Below are 18,373 nucleotides of genomic sequence, written 5' to 3'. Positions count from 1 at the left end.
AAACTCAATGGAGACAACAGCACCGGCGGCCTGCCGGAGCTGTTGCTGTATGGATTCCCAGGAGTGTAACCAAAATACGCCAATTTTGCACCTGGCCCGTATTAACGGGTCTTAATGACCAAACGGTTACTCTGTTTGACCTCTTCCATGACAACATAAGTACGGGTGTCGTTCACGCCCGGCAGACGCAGCAGGGTCTCACCTAAGAGTTTACGATACGCCGACATATCCGGCACGCGTGTTTTCAACAGGTAGTCGAAATCACCGGATACGAGATGACACTCTTGAATTTCTTCAAGTTTCTGCACTGCGGCGTTAAATTGCTCAAACACATCCGGGGCGCCACGATTCAGAGTAATCTCAACAAATACCAGCAGCGAGGCATCCAGATAATGCGGGTTTAACAGCGCCGTATAGCCCTGAATAAAACCCTGACGTTCCAGACGACGAACGCGCTCAAGGCACGGCGTCGGCGAAAGCCCAACACGCTTTGAAAGCTCAACGTTAGAAATGCGCCCATCCTTTTGCAATTCGTTGAGAATATTGCGATCGATACGGTCGAGATCTTTGCCCGGGCGCTTCTTGCTATCTACCATTATTATTGTCTCTCTCTATTCCTTCCTTCACCTGCCATAACCCTGGTGACGTCAATGTTCAGGGTGTACGTGAGAAGACCGATGCCTTGCGGCTGCTATCGACATCACGCATAGCGTCTGTCCACGTCATGCGTAAATTTCAATAACTCGGTAAATTTGCATCAGGTTTGCGCGAGAGCACGCGGCTTCCACATCACCAAATGTTTTTCTTCCTCGAATGTTTTCGCAAATGCTTAGGGGATTGTCAAAGCAAAACATCTATTTTTAGTGGAACGTGCCAGATATTCCTTTTGGCTGATGATTATTCATCATTTTCGCACCGTGATTACCGTGCTATTACAATGATTATTTATGCACATGACGGCGATATTCATTGGGCTTATAGGCAGCATCAATGACACACATCGTTAACAACATTGCTGCACTCTTTTTTTACTGCAACGAATTCCCTACAATCACCCCCATTGTCTGTAAACGTTCAATGAGGATCTCATGGGCACAGCTAAACACAGTAAGCTGCTTATTCTTGGCTCCGGCCCTGCGGGCTATACCGCAGCGGTCTACGCTGCACGCGCCAACTTAAAACCGGTTTTGATTACCGGGATGGAAAAAGGCGGTCAGCTGACCACCACAACCGAAGTCGAAAACTGGCCTGGCGATCCTAACGACCTGACCGGTCCGTTACTGATGGAACGTATGCACGAGCATGCGGCTAAGTTCGAAACTGAAATTCTGTTCGACCACATCACCAGCGTCGATCTGCAGAACAGTCCTTTCCGCCTGGTGGGCGACAGCGGCGAATACACCTGTGACGCGCTGATCATCGCGACCGGCGCATCTGCACGCTACCTTGGCCTGCCTTCCGAAGAAGCCTTCAAAGGCCGCGGCGTTTCTGCCTGCGCCACCTGTGACGGTTTCTTCTACCGCAACCAGAAAGTCGCGGTTATCGGCGGCGGGAATACCGCAGTTGAAGAAGCGCTTTATCTGGCAAACATCGCTTCAGAAGTGCATTTGATCCACCGTCGCGACAGCTTCCGCGCGGAGAAGATCCTGATTAATCGTCTGATGGATAAAGTGCAGAATGGCAACATTGTGCTGCACACCCATCGCACGCTGGAAGAAGTCACAGGCGATCAAATGGGCGTCAGCGGCCTTCGCCTGCGCGACACGCAAAACACCGATGTTACCGAAGAACTGGAAGTTGCAGGGCTGTTCGTGGCTATCGGTCATAGCCCGAACACCGCCATCTTCAACGGCCAGCTGGAGCTGGAAAACGGCTACATTAAAGTGCAGTCCGGTATTCACGGCAACGCTACCCAGACCAGTATTCCAGGCGTATTTGCCGCAGGCGATGTGATGGATCATATTTATCGTCAGGCCATCACTTCTGCCGGAACCGGCTGCATGGCCGCTCTGGACGCCGAGCGCTATCTCGACGGCCTGGCCGAACAGTGTAAATAATCTAAAGATGTTAAAAAAGGCGGCCTTGCTGGTCGCCTTTCTTGTTTCTGCCATGTAACATTGCCTGTCAAAATTGCCTGAGAATTCCTTCTTCTACCAGAATCTGGCACGCGATGAATAAAACCCGTCAGCAAGAACTTAGCCTCTGGCTAAAACAGCAAAGTCTTATCTCTCGCCGTTGGCTCGGCTTGTCACGTCTGCTCGGTTTGGTCAGTGGTTTACTGATTGTGGCCCAGGCCTGGCTGCTCGCCCGCATTCTCCAGCACATGATCATGGAAAATATTCCGCGTGAAGCACTGCTCATGCCGTTTATTTTGCTGGTTCTGGTATTTGTGCTGCGCGCGTGGATCGTGTGGCTGCGCGAAAAGGTCGGATTCCACGCCGGATTGCACATTCGCCAGGAAATTCGCCGCCAGGTACTCGACAGATTACATCAGGCAGGCCCAGCCTGGATTCAGGGCAAACCAGTGGGGAGCTGGGCTACGCTGGTTCTTGAACAAATAGAAGACATGCACGACTACTACGCGCGCTACCTGCCGCAGATGTCGCTGGCGGTCATGGTGCCTTTGCTGATTATTATTGCCATTTTCCCGATCAACTGGGCAGCCGCACTCATTTTGCTAGGCACCGCGCCGCTTATCCCTATTTTCATGGCGCTGGTAGGCATGGGCGCAGCCGATGCGAACCGCCGTAATTTCCAGGCGCTGGCAAGGCTCAGCGGACACTTCCTAGATCGTCTTCGCGGGATGGAAACACTTCGTGTATTTAACCGTGGCGCGGCGGAAACTGAAAATATTCGCGCGGCAAGCCAGGACTTTCGTCAGCGCACCATGGAAGTGCTGCGTATGGCCTTTCTTTCTTCCGGCGTGCTGGAGTTTTTCGCCTCGTTATCTATCGCCGTGGTGGCCGTCTATTTCGGCTTCTCTTACCTTGGCGAGCTGAATTTCGGCCATTATGGCGCTGGAGTCACTTTATTCGCTGGCTTCCTGGCGCTCATTCTTGCCCCTGAATTCTTCCAGCCGCTGCGTGATATGGGCACCTTCTATCACGCCAGGGCTCAGGCCGTAGGCGCGGCAGAGACCCTGAAGACCTTCCTCGACGCACCGCTGCAACACCCTGAGCAGGGAACCGTGCAGCTTTCGGGCAACGGAACTTTCACTCTTGAAGCCCGAGAGATGACAATTCTGTCCGCAGAGGGGAAAGTGCTGGCCGGGCCGCTGAACTTTATGCTTCCCGCCGGGCAACGCGTGGCGCTGGTAGGCCAAAGCGGTGCGGGCAAAAGCTCCCTGCTGAATGTCCTGTCCGGCTTCCTGCCCTATCAGGGGCAGTTGCTGGTCAATGGCGTCGAGCTGGCACAGCTTTCACCTGAATGGTGGCGCACACAGCTTAGTTGGGTGGGGCAAAATCCGCAGCTACCGGCGGCTACCCTACGTGACAACGTACTTCTTGGGATGCCAGAAGCGGACGGCACTCGTTTGCAGGCAGCTCTGGATAAAGCCTCGGTAACAGAGTTTCTGTCGCAGCTGCCAGAAGGTATCGACACCCCAATCGGCGATCAGTCTACCCGTTTATCCGTGGGTCAGGCACAGCGAGTGGCCGTAGCCAGAGCCTTACTCTCCCCTTGCGGTGTTTTATTGCTGGATGAGCCTGCCGCGAGCCTGGATGCCCACAGCGAACAGCGTGTAATGGAAGCGCTCACGGAAGCGTCCCAGAAGCAAACCACACTGATGGTGACTCACCAACTGGACTACATCAGCAGTTGGGATCAAATTTGGGTGATGCGGAACGGGCTGATTGTTCAGCAGGGAAACTTCGAACAGCTTTCCGTTGAAGAAGGCCTCTTTGCTCTATTACTGGCCAGTCGCCAGGAGGAGATCTAATGCGCGCATTGCTGCCTTATCTGGCGCTTTATCGCCGCCACAAATGGTTACTGTCTTTAGGCGTTGTTCTGGCGATTATCACGCTGCTTGCCAGCATTGGTCTGTTAACGCTCTCCGGCTGGTTCCTTTCTGCCTCGGCCGTAGTGGGCGTTGCCGGGCTCTACAGCTTTAACTACATGCTGCCTGCCGCAGGCGTTCGCGGGGCGGCTATCACCCGCACAGCGGGTCGCTATTTTGAGCGTCTGGTCAGCCACGATGCTACCTTCCGCGTCCTGCAGCATTTACGCGTGTCAACCTTTAGCAAGCTGCTGCCCCTCTCCCCTGCCGGGCTGGCGCGCTTTCGCCAAGGAGAATTGCTCAATCGCGTGGTGGCAGACGTCGATACGCTCGATCACCTTTATTTGCGGGTTATCTCTCCGCTCGTCGGCGCTTTTGTCGTTATCCTGGTGGTGACTTTTGGCCTGAGTTTCCTTGATGTTTCCCTTGCCTTAACGCTTGGCGGAATTTTACTCGTGACCCTGCTCCTTCTGCCGCCGCTGTTCTACCGCGCCGGGCAGCCAACCGGGGAAGCGCTAACCGTTCAACGCGGTAACTATCGCCAGCAGCTCACCTCCTGGCTTCAAAGCCACGCGGAATTAACCATTTTCGGCGCAGCAAACCGCGCGCGCGAACAGTTAGATGCCACGGAAAACAGCTGGCAGGAAGCGCAACGTCGCCAGGCCGGGTTAACTGCCCTGTCGCAGGCTATCATGCTGCTTATCAGTGGTATTGCCGTACTGACGATGCTGTGGATGGCATCCGCAGGCGTAGGCGAAAGCCAATCTCCCGGCGCGCTGATTGCCCTGTTCGTCTTTTGTGCCCTGGCGGCATTTGAAGCGATGGCCCCGGTTACCGGCGCCTTTCAGCATCTTGGCCAGGTCATTGCCTCAGCGCTGCGCGTGACGCAAATCACCAGCCAGACACCTGAAGTTATTTTTCCTGAAGCAACGCAGCCCGAGCAACGGCGGGCAACTCTGGACATTCGCGAGCTGAGTTTTACTTATCCAGGCCAGAGTCAGTCTGCACTGAAAGACATTTCACTGTCCGTCAGCGCCGGGCAGAGAATAGCGATCCTCGGTAAAACCGGCTGCGGTAAATCCACTTTACTGCAATTACTGACCCGCGCATGGGATGCTCAGCAGGGCGAAATTCAACTTAACGGCATCGCCCTTAGCGCTTTTGATGAAGTCACTCTGCGCAAAGCAACGAGCGTTGTCCCTCAGCGCGTACACCTGTTTAGCGCCACGCTTCGCGATAACCTTTTACTGGCATCTCCAGAGGCCAGCGATGCCCAACTCAGCACCGCTCTGACTCAGGTAGGACTTGAAAAACTGCTTGAAGACGGCGGGCTTAATAGCTGGCTTGGCGAAGGTGGTCGTCAGCTTTCCGGCGGGGAGCTTCGTCGCCTTGCGATTGCCAGGGCAATATTGCATAACGCCCCTCTTATGCTGCTGGATGAACCTACCGAAGGCCTGGATGCAGAAACAGAGCGCCAAATCCTTGATTTGTTGGCTGAAGTCACCAGAGATAAAACGGTGCTGATGGTCACTCACCGCCTGCGCGGTTTGAACGCTTTTGACAGCATAATTGTGATGGACAACGGGCAAATAATTGAGCAAGGTAATCACGCTGAATTAATGGCGTCCGGCGGACGTTATTATCAATTTCGCCAGCGCCTGTAGGCGTTCTGAATAGACTATTATCAATTTATTATTGCTCTATTGCTCTGGAGTATTGGTCGTCATGCGCCTGGTACAGCTGTCTCGTGACTCGATTGCCTTTCCTTCGCCGGAAGGCGCGTTGCGTGAACCTAATGGGTTATTGGCGCTTGGCGGCGACCTGACCCCCGCACGCCTGCTGATGGCCTATCAGCGGGGTATCTTTCCGTGGTTTTCTCCCGGCGATCCTATTTTGTGGTGGTCGCCCGATCCCCGCGCCATTCTTTACCCGGCGCAGTTTCACCTTAGCCGCAGCATGAAGCGCTTTCATCGCACTTCGCCTTATACCGTCACGCTCAACCACGCTTTTGAGCGCGTACTCTATGGCTGCGCCAGCGACAGAAATGAAGGCACATGGATCACCGCAGACATTGTAGAAGCTTATTTGCGCCTGCATGAATTAGGCCATGCCCACTCCGTTGAAGTATGGGAAGGAAAAGAGCTGGTAGGCGGCATGTACGGCGTGGCGCAGGGGGCATTATTTTGCGGCGAATCTATGTTTAGCCGCCGGGTGAATGCCTCCAAAACGGCGCTGCTGGTTTTCTGTCAGCACTTTATTCGCCATGGCGGCAAATTGATCGACTGCCAGGTATTAAATGAGCATACGGCTTCGCTGGGCGTGATTGAAATTCCTCGTAGAGAGTATCTCCAGGCATTAGCGGAACTTCGCCTCCAGCACTTGGGCTCTCATTGCTGGGTTCCGCAGATGCTGAGCAATAATGTTTAACAACACATTTTATGTGAGGGTGTTATAATTAGCGCCGCTAAGTGGCTTTTGCCTGCTACCCCGCCGTTGTCTGGGATTTATTGTTTAAGGGAATACCCTCTCATTTATCTCCTTGCGTTCTTCGTCGCAGACGTTGCCATGCGGCAAGCTGCTAAGCGGCGGGTAATAAGCAAAATGCACTTTCACTGGTGATTTCACCAACAATTCTTTACATGATAAGCGAACTTCGGCATTATCTTGCCGGTTCAAACTACGGTAGTGATACCCCAGAGGATTAGATGGCCAAAGAAGACAATATTGAAATGCAGGGTACCGTACTTGATACGTTACCTAACACGATGTTCCGCGTTGAGCTGGAAAACGGGCACGTGGTTACCGCTCATATCTCCGGTAAAATGCGCAAAAACTACATCCGCATTCTGACGGGCGACAAAGTCACCGTTGAGCTGACCCCGTACGACCTGAGCAAAGGCCGCATTGTCTTCCGTAGCCGTTGATAGTTTTTATTCCGCGGCCTGAGATGGGCGGCGTTGAGAGTTCGTTGTAATAGAAAGGCCGGGCAATGCCCGGCCTTTTTTACATCCTCAGCCAGCGCTAGTGCGCGGCCTCAGGCTTGTGCTTCTGCGCACTCGCAAAGTTGAAGATCAACTGCTGCTGGTCTTTATCCAGCGCAACCGTAACCTGCCCACCGTCAACAAGGGTGCCGAACAGCAGTTCGTTGGCTAGCGGTTTTTTCAGGTTGTCCTGGATAACACGCGCCATTGGGCGAGCGCCCATCGCGCGGTCATAGCCCTTCTCTGCCAGCCAGTCACGCGCTTCCTGGTTCACTTCCAGCGAAACGCCTTTCTGATCCAGCTGAACCTGTAGCTCGACAATAAACTTATCCACCACCTGATGAATCACCTCGGTAGAGAGGTGGTTGAACCAGATAATGTTGTCGAGACGGTTACGGAACTCCGGCGTAAAGATCTTTTTGATCTCTTCCATTGCATCGGTGCTGTTGTCCTGGCGGATAAGCCCGATAGATTTACGTTCGGTTTCTCGCACCCCGGCGTTGGTGGTCATCACCAGAATCACGTTGCGGAAGTCCGCCTTGCGTCCGTTGTTATCGGTCAGCGTACCGTTGTCCATTACCTGCAGAAGCAGGTTAAAGACATCCGGGTGCGCTTTTTCGATTTCATCGAGCAGCAGAACCGCATGTGGATGCTTAATCACCGCATCCGTCAGCAGCCCACCCTGATCGAAACCAACATAGCCTGGAGGGGCGCCAATCAGGCGGCTCACGGTATGGCGTTCCATATACTCGGACATATCAAAGCGCAGCAGCTCAATGCCCAGCGACTTCGCCAGCTGCACGGTGACTTCCGTCTTACCAACCCCAGTAGGGCCAGCAAATAAGAACGAACCGACAGGTTTATGATCCTGACCCAAACCGGCACGACTCATCTTGATCGCTTCGGTCAGCGCTTCAATCGCTTTATCCTGGCCAAACACCAGCATTTTCAGGCGATCGCCCAGGCTTTTCAGCGTATCGCGATCGCTCGCGGAAACGCTTTTTTCCGGGATGCGCGCAATGCGAGCGACCACGGTTTCGATGTCCGCCACGTTAACGGTTTTCTTACGCTTGCTGACCGGCATCAGGCGGCTACGTGCGCCCGCCTCATCAATGACGTCGATAGCCTTATCCGGCAGATGCCTGTCATTGATGTATTTCACCGCCAGCTCAACCGCCGCGCGAATCGCCTTCGCGGTATAGCGAACGTCGTGGTGCGCTTCGTATTTCGGTTTCAGTCCGTTGATGATCTGCACCGTTTCTTCAACGCTTGGCTCAGTAATATCAATCTTCTGGAAGCGGCGCGCCAGGGCACGATCTTTTTCGAAGATGTTGCTGAACTCCTGATAAGTCGTCGAGCCAATCACCCGAATTTTACCGCCGGAGAGCAGCGGTTTAATCAGGTTAGCGGCGTCGACCTGGCCACCGGAAGCCGCGCCCGCGCCAATAATGGTGTGGATTTCATCGATAAACAGGATGCTGTTTTGATCCTGCTCGAGCTGTTTCAGCAGCGCTTTAAAACGTTTTTCAAAATCGCCGCGGTATTTGGTACCGGCCAGCAGAGAACCGATATCCAGCGAGTAGATGGTGCAGTCGGCCATCACTTCCGGCACATCACCCTGCACAATTCGCCACGCCAGCCCTTCGGCAATAGCCGTTTTACCCACGCCAGATTCACCGACCAGCAGCGGGTTATTTTTACGGCGACGGCACAGAACCTGGATAGCACGCTCCAGCTCTTTATCGCGGCCAATCAGCGGATCGATCCCGCCCACGCGCGCAAGCTGATTAAGATTGGTGGTGAAGTTTTCCATACGTTCCTCCCCGCCTGCTTGCTCTTCGTTGACCGGATTTTCAGAACCCGATGACTGATTCGGTTCGTCTTTGCGCGTGCCGTGAGAGATAAAGTTCACCACGTCGAGGCGGCTTACTTCATGTTTGCGCAGCAGGTAGGCTGCCTGGGATTCCTGTTCGCTGAAAATGGCAACCAGCACGTTGGCACCGGTCACTTCACTGCGCCCGGAGGACTGCACATGGAACACCGCTCGCTGCAGCACACGCTGGAAACTTAGCGTCGGCTGCGTGTCGCGCTCTTCAACGTTGGGTGGCAGGACCGGTGTAGTTTGTTCGATGAAGGCTTCGAGCTCCTGCCGCAGCGCCACCATATCCACAGAACACGCTTCCAGCGCTTCGCGGGCAGATGGGTTACTGAGCAATGCCAGTAATAGATGCTCGACGGTCATAAATTCATGTCGGTGCTCGCGCGCTCTGGCGAAAGCCATGTTTAAACTGAGTTCCAGTTCTTGATTGAGCATAGGCACCTCCCCAAATTATCGGCCTTGTCAGGCCTTTTCTAGCGTACACAGCAACGGGTACTCGTTCTCCCTTGCATACTGGTTCACTAACGCCACTTTGGTTTCCGCTACTTCTGCAGTAAAGATGCCACAGATAGCTTTACCCTGATAGTGAACCGTGAGCATCAACTGCGTGGCACGTTCAACATCATAAGAAAAGAACTTTTGCAGTACGTCAATAACAAATTCCATTGGCGTGTAGTCATCGTTCATCAGTATAACTTTATACATGGAGGGCGGTTTTAGCGTTTCGCGCAGTTTATCCGCCGCCATTTGGTCAAAGTCCAACCAGTCGTTCGTCTTACCCATTGCGATTTATCATCGTTTGTTGAAGCCCAACATACTGTCAGGCAAGGCCTTATATTGAGTGTAATACGCTTTTCGCAAACGTATGACAACGTATTCGATCCCGTAACGAATCTCCGTAAGCGAGCTACATCACATTAATAGCAATAGCGTTAACTGCTTCAAATTTTTGACTCATTGTTGCCTTACCTGCCCCGCCAGACGCTTGACGCAGTGTATAAAATATCTACATTGTAGCGGGGTGAGTTGGCGAGGTTTTGAACAGCCCGCCCTTACCCACCGGTTGATTCCATCTCACTATTAAGAGTTACGAAGGATGTCGAAGCATGGAGACGGGTACTGTTAAATGGTTCAATAACGCCAAAGGGTTCGGTTTCATCTGCCCGGAAGGCGGCGGCGAAGACATCTTCGCTCACTACTCCACCATTCAAATGGACGGGTACAGAACGTTAAAAGCCGGACAGCTTGTCAGGTTTGATGTGCATCAGGGACCTAAAGGCAACCATGCCAGCCTGATCGTTCCCCACGAGGCGGAAGCGGTCGCGTAGTTCCCCATTAATTGTGTACATCCCGCAAATAAAATGCCAGCCCATAAGGCTGGCATTTTTATGACCAACCGCCGGGATTACTCACGAGCTAGTGCATCGATGGGGTTCAGGCGCGCCGCGTTTCTGGCCGGCAACCAGCCAAAGAGCACCCCCGTGGCCGTGGAGCAGCCAAACGCGGTCAGCAGCGCCACCGGCGAGAAACCTATCTGCCAGCCCGGCAGCACCAGCTGCAGCGTGAACGCGATAACCAGCGACAGCGATATCCCCAGCGCGCCACCGACCAGGCAAACCAGCACCGCCTCAATTAAAAACTGCTGCAGTACATCGCTGGCTCGGGCGCCCACCGCCATACGGATACCGATCTCTTTGGTACGTTCAGTGACCGACACCAGCATAATATTCATGACCCCAATCCCCCCAACCAACAGCGAAATAACCGCTACCAGCGTCAGGAACATCTGAAGAGTACGTGTGGTCTTTTCCGCCGTTTTCAATAGCCCGTCCATGTTATAGGTGAAAAAGTCTTTCTTGCCATGACGCAGCGACAGCAGGCGATTAAGCTGCTGCTCGGCTTCGTGGCTGTCGTACCCTTCTTTAACACGTACGGTTATTGAGTTGAGCCAGCTTTGCCCCATCACGCGCCCGGCCATCGTGTTATAAGGCAGCCAGACGCGCAGCACTTTGCTGCTGCCGAACATCGACTGTTTCTCTTCCGCCACGCCAATCACCGTGGCCGGCATATTCCCCACCAGCACAACTTCCCCGACAACATCACTTTTGTTCGGGAAAAGCTGCCTTTTGCTATTGGCGTCCAGCACCACAACTTGCGCACGGCCCTTCATCTGCTCGTCGTTAAAGCTTGCGCCCTGGCTCATAGTCATACCGTAAACATCAAAATAGTCGCCGCTGACGCCATTGACGCTGGCCGCCGCATCCACGTTGCCGTAGCGAAGGCGTAAATTGCTGGAAATAGAAGGCGTGGCCGAACTTACCCAAGGCTGCTGGCCGATAGCCAGCAAATCATCATATTTTAATGCCTGCTGGAACTGCGGATTGTCATCACCAAAATCTTTACCGGGGTAGACATCGATCGTATTGGTGCCGATGGAGCGAATATCCTCCAGCACCATCTGCTTGGCGGCATCGCCCACCACGACAATGGAGACCACCGAGGCAATGCCAATAATAATGCCAAGCATGGTCAGCAGCGTGCGCATCTTGTTCGCAGCCATCGCCAGCCAGGCCATGCCGAGCGCCTCGCGGAAACTGCTGATGACCTGCTGTATCGACGAACCGCTTCGCAGCGTTTGATTTTCAACCATGCGCGCCGCAGGCTGATGAACCGGCGGAGGATTACTGATAATTTCTCCGTCGCGAATTTCAATAATACGCTGAGCCTGCGCCGCCACGGCCGGATCGTGAGTCACAATAATCACCGTATGCCCGCGCTCGCGCAGTTGCTTCAGCGTGGCCATCACTTCTTCGCCGGAATGACTGTCCAGCGCACCCGTGGGTTCATCCGCCAGAATCACCTGCCCGCCGTTCATTAACGCACGGGCGATACTGACGCGCTGCTGCTGCCCGCCCGAAAGTTGTGACGGCAGATATTCCACCCGCTCCTTTAGCCCCAAACGCCCAAGCAACTCATGCGCCCGCTGCTGACGCTGGGCTCTCGTTGTCCCGGCGTACACCGCTGGGACTTCAACATTTTGCGAAGCATTCAGATGAGAAAGCAGGTGATAACGCTGGAAGATAAAACCGAAATGCTCGCGACGCAGCGTCGCCAGCGCATCGTTATCCAGCCCCGACACATCCACGCCCGCGACCTTATAACTGCCGCTGCTGGGTTTATCCAGGCAACCGAGGATGTTCATTAGCGTCGATTTACCGGAACCGGACGCACCGACAATCGCCACCATTTCCCCGGCTTCAATCGTCAGGCTGATGCCCTTCAGGACCTCAACCTGCTCTTCACCAGAAGGATAGCTGCGGCGAATGTCCTTTAATTCAAGCAGCGCCGTCATTTGCTACTCCCGGCATTGGCGCGACCAGTCACCACCTCTTCGCCTTCTTCCAGCCCATTAACGACCTGAACCTGGGTGTCGTTTCGCATCCCGATAGTTATTTCACGGGTTTTGGTTTCCCCGTTGCGCAACACCGTGATGTTATAGCGATTATCACCGATCGGTTCGCCCAGCGCGGCCAGCGGAATCGTCAGTACATCTTTTACGCTGCCGAGTTGAATATGCACCTGAGCGGTCATATCCAGGCGCAGAATGCCCTTCGGATTCGGCACCTCAAAACGCGCATTATAGAAAATGGCCTCATTGACTTTGTCTGGCGTCGGCAGGATATCTTTCAGCACGCCTTCATAGCGCGTCATCGGGTCGCCAAGTACCGTAAACCAGGCTTTCAGGCCCGGTTTGAGATGGATAACATCGGCTTCAGAGACCTGCGCTTTCACCAGCACCGTGCTTAAATCCGCCAGCGTCAGAATATTTGGCGCCTGCTGCGCCGCAATCACGGTTTGCCCCTGCAGCGTCGTTATCTGCGTCACTTCCCCCGCCATTGGCGCGACGATACGGGTGAACTCGAGGTTAGTTTTCGCGGTGCTCAAAGAAGCCTGATTGCGCTTAATTTGGGCGTCAATGGTGCCAATCTGAGCCTGTTTTACCGCCAAATCGGTTGCCGCTTTATCAAGATCCTGGCGGGACACCGCCTGAGTTTTTGCCAGCGTCTGCTGGCGGGAAAGTGTCACCGCGGCAAGCTTACTTTCAGCTTCGGACTGCATACGCTGGGCACGCAGCTCCATCAGCGTGGCCTCAACCTCTTTGACCTGGTTTTCTGCCTGTTCGGGATCGATAACCCCCAAAAGCTGATCTTTTTTTACTTTATCGCCGATGCTAACTGACAGCGTTTTTAACTGCCCGCTCACCTGCGCCCCGACGTCAACTTTGCGCACGGCATCGAGCTTTCCGGTGGCCAGAACGCTTTGCTGAAGCGAAGCCTTACGCACGATCATCGTTTGATATTGTGGGGCTGGCACATGCAAAAACTGCCAAAGCCAGAGGAAAAATATCACCACCAGCAGCGCGTAAAGCCAATAACGTTTTTTAAATTTTCCCTTAATTTTCATATAAATCCTGAAATAGCTAGCGCATGATTAAACGGTTCTTAAACAAACTGCACAATGTGAAGATATGTAACAGTTATTGAACGTCGGTTGACATCCGGCGTGCTGAAATAGTGCCATCTTTCCCGAATATCAGGTTGTTATTATGTCCCAGATCGCTGCCGCGCATGTTACCGAAGCCCTGCCTCAAACAGGCTGGAAACTCTTCCTTTCCCTCGCGACGGGGGAATGGCAGCCGGGAGCATCCTGGGGCAAGAAGGCTTACCGCCGCAAGTTTATTTTACGCTCACTGGCGATGCCTTTGCACACCGTCAGCCTGATGAACAACCTCGCAAGCCAGCCTCATCTTGCCAGCATGCTGAACGCTCAGCCTGGTCTGCCTTGCCGCCTGCATCGCCCTTACCTTGCGCTGCCGCTAAAACGCAAGCATACGCGGGATACTATCGCTTACCACTACCAGAAAATTGCCGAGAAAATGCCGAAAAAAATGCTTAACGGGCATTTCTCTGCAGAAGGTTACCGCCTGGCCACGCTGGTGGGTAAAAACAACGAGCTGATGTTTATCGATCTCACCTCTCACGATATTGAAGGTAAAGAAGGCGAAGCCTTCCTGAACTTCTGTAATGAAGAGGGCGTTCCCCTGGCGCGTATGACCTTTACTCTCAACCAGTTTGAAGGCAAGAACACCTTCTTTATTGGCTGCCTGCAGGGAGCCAAAACCTGGGTGCCTCATGAAGCCATTCAGGCTGCCACAAAGGCTTGCCACGGGCTGTTCCCGAAACGCATGCTGCTTGAGGTTGCCTGTGAACTGGCGAAGCTTCTCGACGCAGAGCGCATTCTGGCCGTCGGCAACGGGACGCATATTTACCGTTCATGGCGCTACGAGAAGAAGAAAAAAGACAGTCTACATGCGGACTATGACAGTTTCTGGCAGTCTATGAGCGGTGAACCTCGCGCCGACGGCCTGTTTGCCCTGCCATCCAGCGTGGAACGCAAACCGCTGGAAGACATTGCCAGCAAAAAACGTGCAGAATATCGCCGCCGTTATGAATTGCTCGACGGCATGATGAACAGCATCAACGGTCATTTCTAGATCTGCATTTCCAGCCGGGCGCTAATCCGCCCGGCCACGCGCCAGCCAAAGCACCCGCGAAAACATTTTACGAAACAGCGGCGGAACCGCATCCACGCCGCGACGCCCCGCCTCCAGAGCCACTTCGATAGCTAAATCCGGCTTTGACGAACGATGAATAGCTTTCGTAATAATCCTGCGCAAATTCATCGGCACATTTTCGGGCAACTGAGCCACGCGATGAAACACATCCGAAAATCCCTGCCGATACATAAAGTGTTCCATATCCAGCGCAGGCAGCGCTGTAAGATGATCGCGCTCCTGATCCCGGTCATTGTCCAGCAAGCCGCGTACGGTTGCCGCATATTTTTTACCGGCATCATCCCCGTCCACCAGCACATGCCATTCAATGCCCATCCGGCGAGCGAACTTAATCAGCGGGCGCAGGCCAGATTGTGCAAACTCGATGACCTTCACGCCTTCGGCATCAAAATGGTGCCCACACTGGCGCGCCAGTTCGTTCATCACCCACACTTCGGTCTCGCCTTCCACCAGCAGCCAACAGCGGGCAAAGAGTGACGACGCGCGATTAAAACGAATGTGGAAAGCAATTCTCCGGCTCTCTTCCGCGTTCATACCGCCCGGTCCAAGCCGCCACGCGGCCACTCGGGAGGATTCACGCACCAGCCGGCAAACCTGTTCTACCGGCGTCAGAGAGAGCAGCTCTCCGGAATTGGTCGTGGTAATTTTTTGTAGCGGCAGCAGATTCAGCAGGTGCCAGGCGACAGACAGCATAATCGGATGCAGCCGGGTTTCAGGATCTTCCACCAGCAGCAGCGGGCGAGCGTCCCTGTCGAGCGCAATGCTGCCCTTCGCCTGTAGCAACGTGGAAAACATGCCCAGCAGGATCATGCGGTGCGAACGGCTGCCTGGCTTGTCGATCATCCGGTTGATCACATCCAGATAGCGCCAGCTGCGCTGCTCATCATGAGAACGCCGCCGCATCAGGCGTTGGTGGGCTATCGCGCCCTGCTCAGAGAAATAGTGTTCAAGCAGCTGTACCATGGCCGACAGCCCTTGCCGCAGCTGCGCATCGGTGAGGTTTTGCGGCCTTGATACCAGCTCTCGCGCCAGGAAATCCAGCTGGCGCGCGGTCAGCTCCGTTTCCGGCATTTCGGGCATGCTTCCGTTGCGCAGCCGCCGCATGAATCGGGCATCTCTGAGGCGCAGCACCGGGTTCAGCCGCGTGATATTCATCGCCATGTCGTCAATTTCGTCCAGCGCCAGCGGCTGGCCGTGGGCATTGAGAAAGCTTCTCAGCGTTAAAACCGTCCCTTCATCCCCAAGCTCTCCTTCCAGACGGTAATAAATACGATGGAAGCCGTCGTTCCCCGCCACCCAAACCGGGGAAAGGTTACGATACCGCCGCCCTAAATGGTGGCCAGGCGCCGCCTCGCGGAAGGTCAGGATGATTTGCAGGTGACTTTCACGGCCGTGCAGCTCGCCGGGGGGAAAATAGAAATCTTCGCGAACAAAATGGTACAGCTCCCGGTGCGGGGAAAGTAGCAAAGTCAGCGCATCTAACAGGCTGGATTTACCCCAGGCATTTTCGCCAATCAGCACGTTGTTTTGCTCAAGCATTAACGACAAACGGTTAATACCGCGAAAACCAACCATCTCAACTCGCTCGAGAAACATACCGCCTCCTGTGCATCCGCTTTCATCCAACGTCCTTTTCGAGTATAGCGGCAACCCGGAAGGCAATGTAACCACACAATGTCAAAGCGTTACGCGATAAACGCACGCCGCCTTTACCATAATCAATTCGTGCTGAGGCGTATTTTTTTATTATCCGGAATATTCTTACTTCATTCAAAGATAACCTATACTTCTGCTACCTCTCCTCAGAAAAGGAATAACACCTCATTGCCCTAAATCAAAAAACTAGAATTTATTGTACTGGTGGCGAAATGGCGAAATACCTAATATTAACGCGCATTTAATATTACTTTCGTCATTCACTTGATGACGGTGAATTAGCGACAGTCAGGGTCATGTGATTTAGCGCGTGAACCTTGCATTGTTTCTGGCTTTTATCAGAGGTGGTTATGTTTAGAAAATTAGCAGCCGAGTTCTTCGGGACATTCTGGCTGGTATTTGGTGGCTGTGGTAGCGCAGTATTAGCGGCAGCATTCCCGGAATTAGGCATTGGCTTTGTCGGCGTCGCGCTGGCATTTGGTTTAACCGTGCTGACCATGGCTTTTGCCGTCGGCCATATTTCCGGTGGTCACTTTAACCCGGCCGTCACACTTGGCCTCTGGGCCGGTGGCCGTTTCCCGGCTAAAGAAGTGATAGGCTATATTATTGCCCAGGTGATTGGCGGGATTGTCGCTGCCGCTATCCTTTATTTAATCGCCAGCGGTAAAGCAGGCTTTGATGCCGCAGCCAGCGGTTTTGCTTCTAACGGCTACGGCGAACATTCTCCGGGTGGATATTCCATGCTGTCCGCCATTGTGATTGAAATCGTATTAACCTGTGGATTCTTGATTGTTATTCACGGTGCAACGGACAAATTTGCTGCACCGGGTTTTGCGCCAATAGCCATTGGCCTGGCATTAACCTTAATTCACTTAATTAGTATTCCGGTTACCAACACCTCAGTAAACCCTGCGCGCAGTACCGCAGTGGCTATTTTCCAGGGCGGCTGGGCGCTGGATCAACTGTGGCTTTTCTGGGTGATGCCTATTATTGGCGGGATCCTGGGCGGTATTATTTACCGCACCCTGCTGGAAAAACGCAGCTAGGCCCCGAGGCAGGCTTACTCGGGTAAGCCTGCCGTTTTCTTTTCCCCGCATAAACCTTTTTCTTCGCCCCTACTCGACTCAATTCCTTTCTTTCGGTAGTGTGACATCCGTCGTAACATTTTAACTACAAGGACTGTCCCTCCCATGCTGTCAGGATTACTTATTATCCTGGTGCCGTTGCTCGTCGGTTACCTGATTCCGCTGAAACAAATCCACCTGCTCAGGCTGATTCACCGCCTGCTGGGCTGGATTGTTTACGTGATCCTCTTCCTGATGGGCATTAGCCTGGCGTTCCTCGATAATCTCGCCAGCAACCTGCTGACTATCCTGCATTACTCGGTGATAAGCGTCGGGGTGATCCTGCTGTGTAACATCGCCGGCCTCTTGCTGCTGGAACGTGCTCTCCCGTGGCGGCATCAGCACAAACAGGAAAAACTCCCCTCGCGCCTGGCGATGGCCCTGGAGTCCTTACAGCTTTGCGGGGTAGTGGCTTTGGGCTTCCTGCTTGGGCTGACCGGATTTGAGGTGCTTAAATACGCCACAGAGGCCAGCGAATATACGCTTATTTTCCTGCTGCTGCTGGTCGGGATCCAGCTTCGCAACAGCGGCATGACCTTCCGGCAAATCGTTCTCAACCGCCGCGGCATTATTGTCGCCATTGTGGTCGTTTTCAGCTCAATGGTCGCCGGGGCGATCAACGCCCTGCTGCTTGGCCTGCCGATAAAAACAGGTCTGGCTATGGCCTCTGGGTTCGGCTGGTATTCGCTGTCCGGGATCCTGATGACCGAGTCCTACGGGCCGGTGATTGGCAGCGCAACCTTCTTTAACGATCTGGTGCGGGAATTACTGGCTATTATGCTTATCCCGGCTTTGGTGCGCCGCAGCCGCTCAACGGCTCTGGGCCTTTGTGGCGCCACCTCGATGGACTTTACCCTGCCGGTGCTGCAGCGCAGCGGCGGTGTGGAAATCGTGCCTGCCGCCATTGTGCACGGATTTATTCTTAGCCTGCTGACCCCGCTGCTCATCGCCTTCTTCGCCGCCTGATACCTCTCTGGCGGTAGCCTGCTGCCGCCAAAGTTGAGCTATATCAATCTCCCTTTAAGTTGCACCAAAAAGTCCTTTTAACCTGTTGAGCCGGAGCCTAACCTTAAACATGTATTTAAAATATAACTTTAAGGTGAC

Annotated in this window: 15 protein-coding genes; 9 read left to right on the top strand and 6 right to left on the bottom strand. The window is 53.8% G+C overall.

Annotation, left to right across the window (positions count from 1 at the left end):
• Positions 1-101: 101 nt before the first annotated feature.
• Positions 102-596 carry a leucine-responsive transcriptional regulator Lrp gene (lrp, locus tag F3J26_RS19365; protein ID WP_000228469.1) on the bottom strand — a complete coding sequence of 165 codons (495 nt, stop codon included), beginning with the start codon at positions 594-596 and terminating at the stop codon, positions 102-104.
• Positions 597-1,088: 492 nt separating this feature from the next.
• On the opposite strand from lrp, the gene trxB reads away from it, so the two are divergent.
• The 5 genes from trxB (at position 1,089) to infA (ending at position 6,918) form a co-directional block, all read left to right on the top strand.
• Complete coding sequence (gene trxB / locus F3J26_RS19360) at positions 1,089-2,057, top strand: thioredoxin-disulfide reductase (RefSeq protein WP_166995479.1); 969 nt, start codon at positions 1,089-1,091, stop codon at positions 2,055-2,057.
• Between the two features lie 113 nt (positions 2,058-2,170).
• Complete coding sequence (gene cydD / locus F3J26_RS19355) at positions 2,171-3,937, top strand: heme ABC transporter permease/ATP-binding protein CydD (protein ID WP_166995477.1); 1,767 nt, start codon at positions 2,171-2,173, stop codon at positions 3,935-3,937.
• Positions 3,937-5,658 carry a heme ABC transporter ATP-binding protein/permease CydC gene (gene cydC / locus F3J26_RS19350; protein ID WP_166995476.1) on the top strand — a complete coding sequence of 574 codons (1,722 nt, stop codon included), beginning with the start codon at positions 3,937-3,939 and terminating at the stop codon, positions 5,656-5,658. Before cydD ends, cydC begins: the two co-directional genes overlap by 1 nt.
• Positions 5,659-5,719: 61 nt before the next feature.
• Positions 5,720-6,421, top strand: coding sequence for a leucyl/phenylalanyl-tRNA--protein transferase (gene aat, locus F3J26_RS19345; RefSeq protein WP_008461108.1), 702 nt, complete (start codon positions 5,720-5,722; stop codon positions 6,419-6,421).
• A gap of 278 nt (positions 6,422-6,699) precedes the next feature.
• Positions 6,700-6,918, top strand: coding sequence for a translation initiation factor IF-1 (gene infA, locus F3J26_RS19340; RefSeq protein WP_002211347.1), 219 nt, complete (start codon positions 6,700-6,702; stop codon positions 6,916-6,918).
• A 97-nt stretch (positions 6,919-7,015) separates the two neighbouring features.
• Here the strand turns inward: infA and clpA are convergent, their stop codons facing one another.
• Both clpA and clpS read right to left on the bottom strand, forming a co-directional pair.
• Entirely contained in the window at positions 7,016-9,289 is a 2,274-nt protein-coding gene (gene clpA / locus F3J26_RS19335; protein ID WP_166995475.1) for an ATP-dependent Clp protease ATP-binding subunit ClpA, read from the bottom strand.
• 27 nt (positions 9,290-9,316) lie between these two features.
• Positions 9,317-9,637 carry an ATP-dependent Clp protease adapter ClpS gene (gene clpS, locus F3J26_RS19330; protein WP_008461103.1) on the bottom strand — a complete coding sequence of 107 codons (321 nt, stop codon included), beginning with the start codon at positions 9,635-9,637 and terminating at the stop codon, positions 9,317-9,319.
• A gap of 323 nt (positions 9,638-9,960) precedes the next feature.
• On the opposite strand from clpS, the gene cspD reads away from it, so the two are divergent.
• The gene (gene cspD / locus F3J26_RS19325) at positions 9,961-10,182 is read left to right on the top strand and encodes a cold shock-like protein CspD (RefSeq protein ID WP_008461102.1); all 222 of its coding nucleotides are present in this window, start codon (positions 9,961-9,963) and stop codon (positions 10,180-10,182) included.
• Positions 10,183-10,259: 77 nt separating this feature from the next.
• Here the strand turns inward: cspD and macB are convergent, their stop codons facing one another.
• On the bottom strand, positions 10,260-12,206 hold the full coding sequence (gene macB / locus F3J26_RS19320) for a macrolide ABC transporter ATP-binding protein/permease MacB (RefSeq protein ID WP_166875463.1): 1,947 nt from the start codon (positions 12,204-12,206) through the stop codon (positions 10,260-10,262).
• A complete protein-coding gene (gene macA, locus F3J26_RS19315; protein ID WP_008461100.1) occupies positions 12,203-13,318 on the bottom strand; it encodes a macrolide transporter subunit MacA in 1,116 nt (371 codons plus the stop codon). Before macA ends, macB begins: the two co-directional genes overlap by 4 nt.
• 142 nt (positions 13,319-13,460) lie before the next feature.
• On the opposite strand from macA, the gene F3J26_RS19310 reads away from it, so the two are divergent.
• A complete protein-coding gene (locus F3J26_RS19310; protein ID WP_166995474.1) occupies positions 13,461-14,408 on the top strand; it encodes a DUF535 family protein in 948 nt (315 codons plus the stop codon).
• A 21-nt stretch (positions 14,409-14,429) separates the two neighbouring features.
• Here F3J26_RS19310 and F3J26_RS19305 read toward each other — a convergent pair whose 3' ends face one another.
• Positions 14,430-16,085: an ATP-dependent endonuclease gene (locus F3J26_RS19305; RefSeq protein WP_008461098.1), complete on the bottom strand. Its 1,656-nt coding sequence runs from the start codon at positions 16,083-16,085 to the stop codon at positions 14,430-14,432.
• Positions 16,086-16,495: 410 nt separating this feature from the next.
• Between F3J26_RS19305 and aqpZ the strand changes: the two genes are divergently transcribed.
• Together aqpZ and F3J26_RS19295 are read left to right on the top strand one after the other, a co-directional pair.
• Positions 16,496-17,191, top strand: a complete 696-nt coding sequence (gene aqpZ, locus F3J26_RS19300) for an aquaporin Z (RefSeq protein WP_039291469.1) — start codon at positions 16,496-16,498, stop codon at positions 17,189-17,191.
• Positions 17,192-17,335: 144 nt separating this feature from the next.
• Entirely contained in the window at positions 17,336-18,235 is a 900-nt protein-coding gene (locus F3J26_RS19295; protein ID WP_166995472.1) for a LysO family transporter, read from the top strand.
• Positions 18,236-18,373 lie beyond the last annotated feature (138 nt).

Source organism: Enterobacter sp. Ap-867 (genome assembly GCF_011752855.1).
Taxonomy (GTDB): domain Bacteria; phylum Pseudomonadota; class Gammaproteobacteria; order Enterobacterales; family Enterobacteriaceae; genus Cedecea.
The sequence above is the reverse complement of the archived record's forward strand: the minus strand, read 5'-3'. Positions and strand labels throughout refer to the sequence as shown.

Excerpts from the sequence above, each read along its gene's own strand:
- lrp (WP_000228469.1), bottom strand. The coding sequence starts at position 596 with ATGGTAGATAGCAAGAAGCGCCCGGGCAAAGATCTCGACCGTATCGAT.
- trxB (WP_166995479.1), top strand. The coding sequence starts at position 1,089 with ATGGGCACAGCTAAACACAGTAAGCTGCTTATTCTTGGCTCCGGCCCT.
- cydD (WP_166995477.1), top strand. The coding sequence starts at position 2,171 with ATGAATAAAACCCGTCAGCAAGAACTTAGCCTCTGGCTAAAACAGCAA.
- cydC (WP_166995476.1), top strand. The coding sequence starts at position 3,937 with ATGCGCGCATTGCTGCCTTATCTGGCGCTTTATCGCCGCCACAAATGG.
- aat (WP_008461108.1), top strand. The coding sequence starts at position 5,720 with ATGCGCCTGGTACAGCTGTCTCGTGACTCGATTGCCTTTCCTTCGCCG.
- infA (WP_002211347.1), top strand. The coding sequence starts at position 6,700 with ATGGCCAAAGAAGACAATATTGAAATGCAGGGTACCGTACTTGATACG.
- clpA (WP_166995475.1), bottom strand. The coding sequence starts at position 9,289 with ATGCTCAATCAAGAACTGGAACTCAGTTTAAACATGGCTTTCGCCAGA.
- clpS (WP_008461103.1), bottom strand. The coding sequence starts at position 9,637 with ATGGGTAAGACGAACGACTGGTTGGACTTTGACCAAATGGCGGCGGAT.
- cspD (WP_008461102.1), top strand. The coding sequence starts at position 9,961 with ATGGAGACGGGTACTGTTAAATGGTTCAATAACGCCAAAGGGTTCGGT.
- macB (WP_166875463.1), bottom strand. The coding sequence starts at position 12,206 with ATGACGGCGCTGCTTGAATTAAAGGACATTCGCCGCAGCTATCCTTCT.
- macA (WP_008461100.1), bottom strand. The coding sequence starts at position 13,318 with ATGAAAATTAAGGGAAAATTTAAAAAACGTTATTGGCTTTACGCGCTG.
- F3J26_RS19310 (WP_166995474.1), top strand. The coding sequence starts at position 13,461 with ATGTCCCAGATCGCTGCCGCGCATGTTACCGAAGCCCTGCCTCAAACA.
- F3J26_RS19305 (WP_008461098.1), bottom strand. The coding sequence starts at position 16,085 with ATGTTTCTCGAGCGAGTTGAGATGGTTGGTTTTCGCGGTATTAACCGT.
- aqpZ (WP_039291469.1), top strand. The coding sequence starts at position 16,496 with ATGTTTAGAAAATTAGCAGCCGAGTTCTTCGGGACATTCTGGCTGGTA.
- F3J26_RS19295 (WP_166995472.1), top strand. The coding sequence starts at position 17,336 with ATGCTGTCAGGATTACTTATTATCCTGGTGCCGTTGCTCGTCGGTTAC.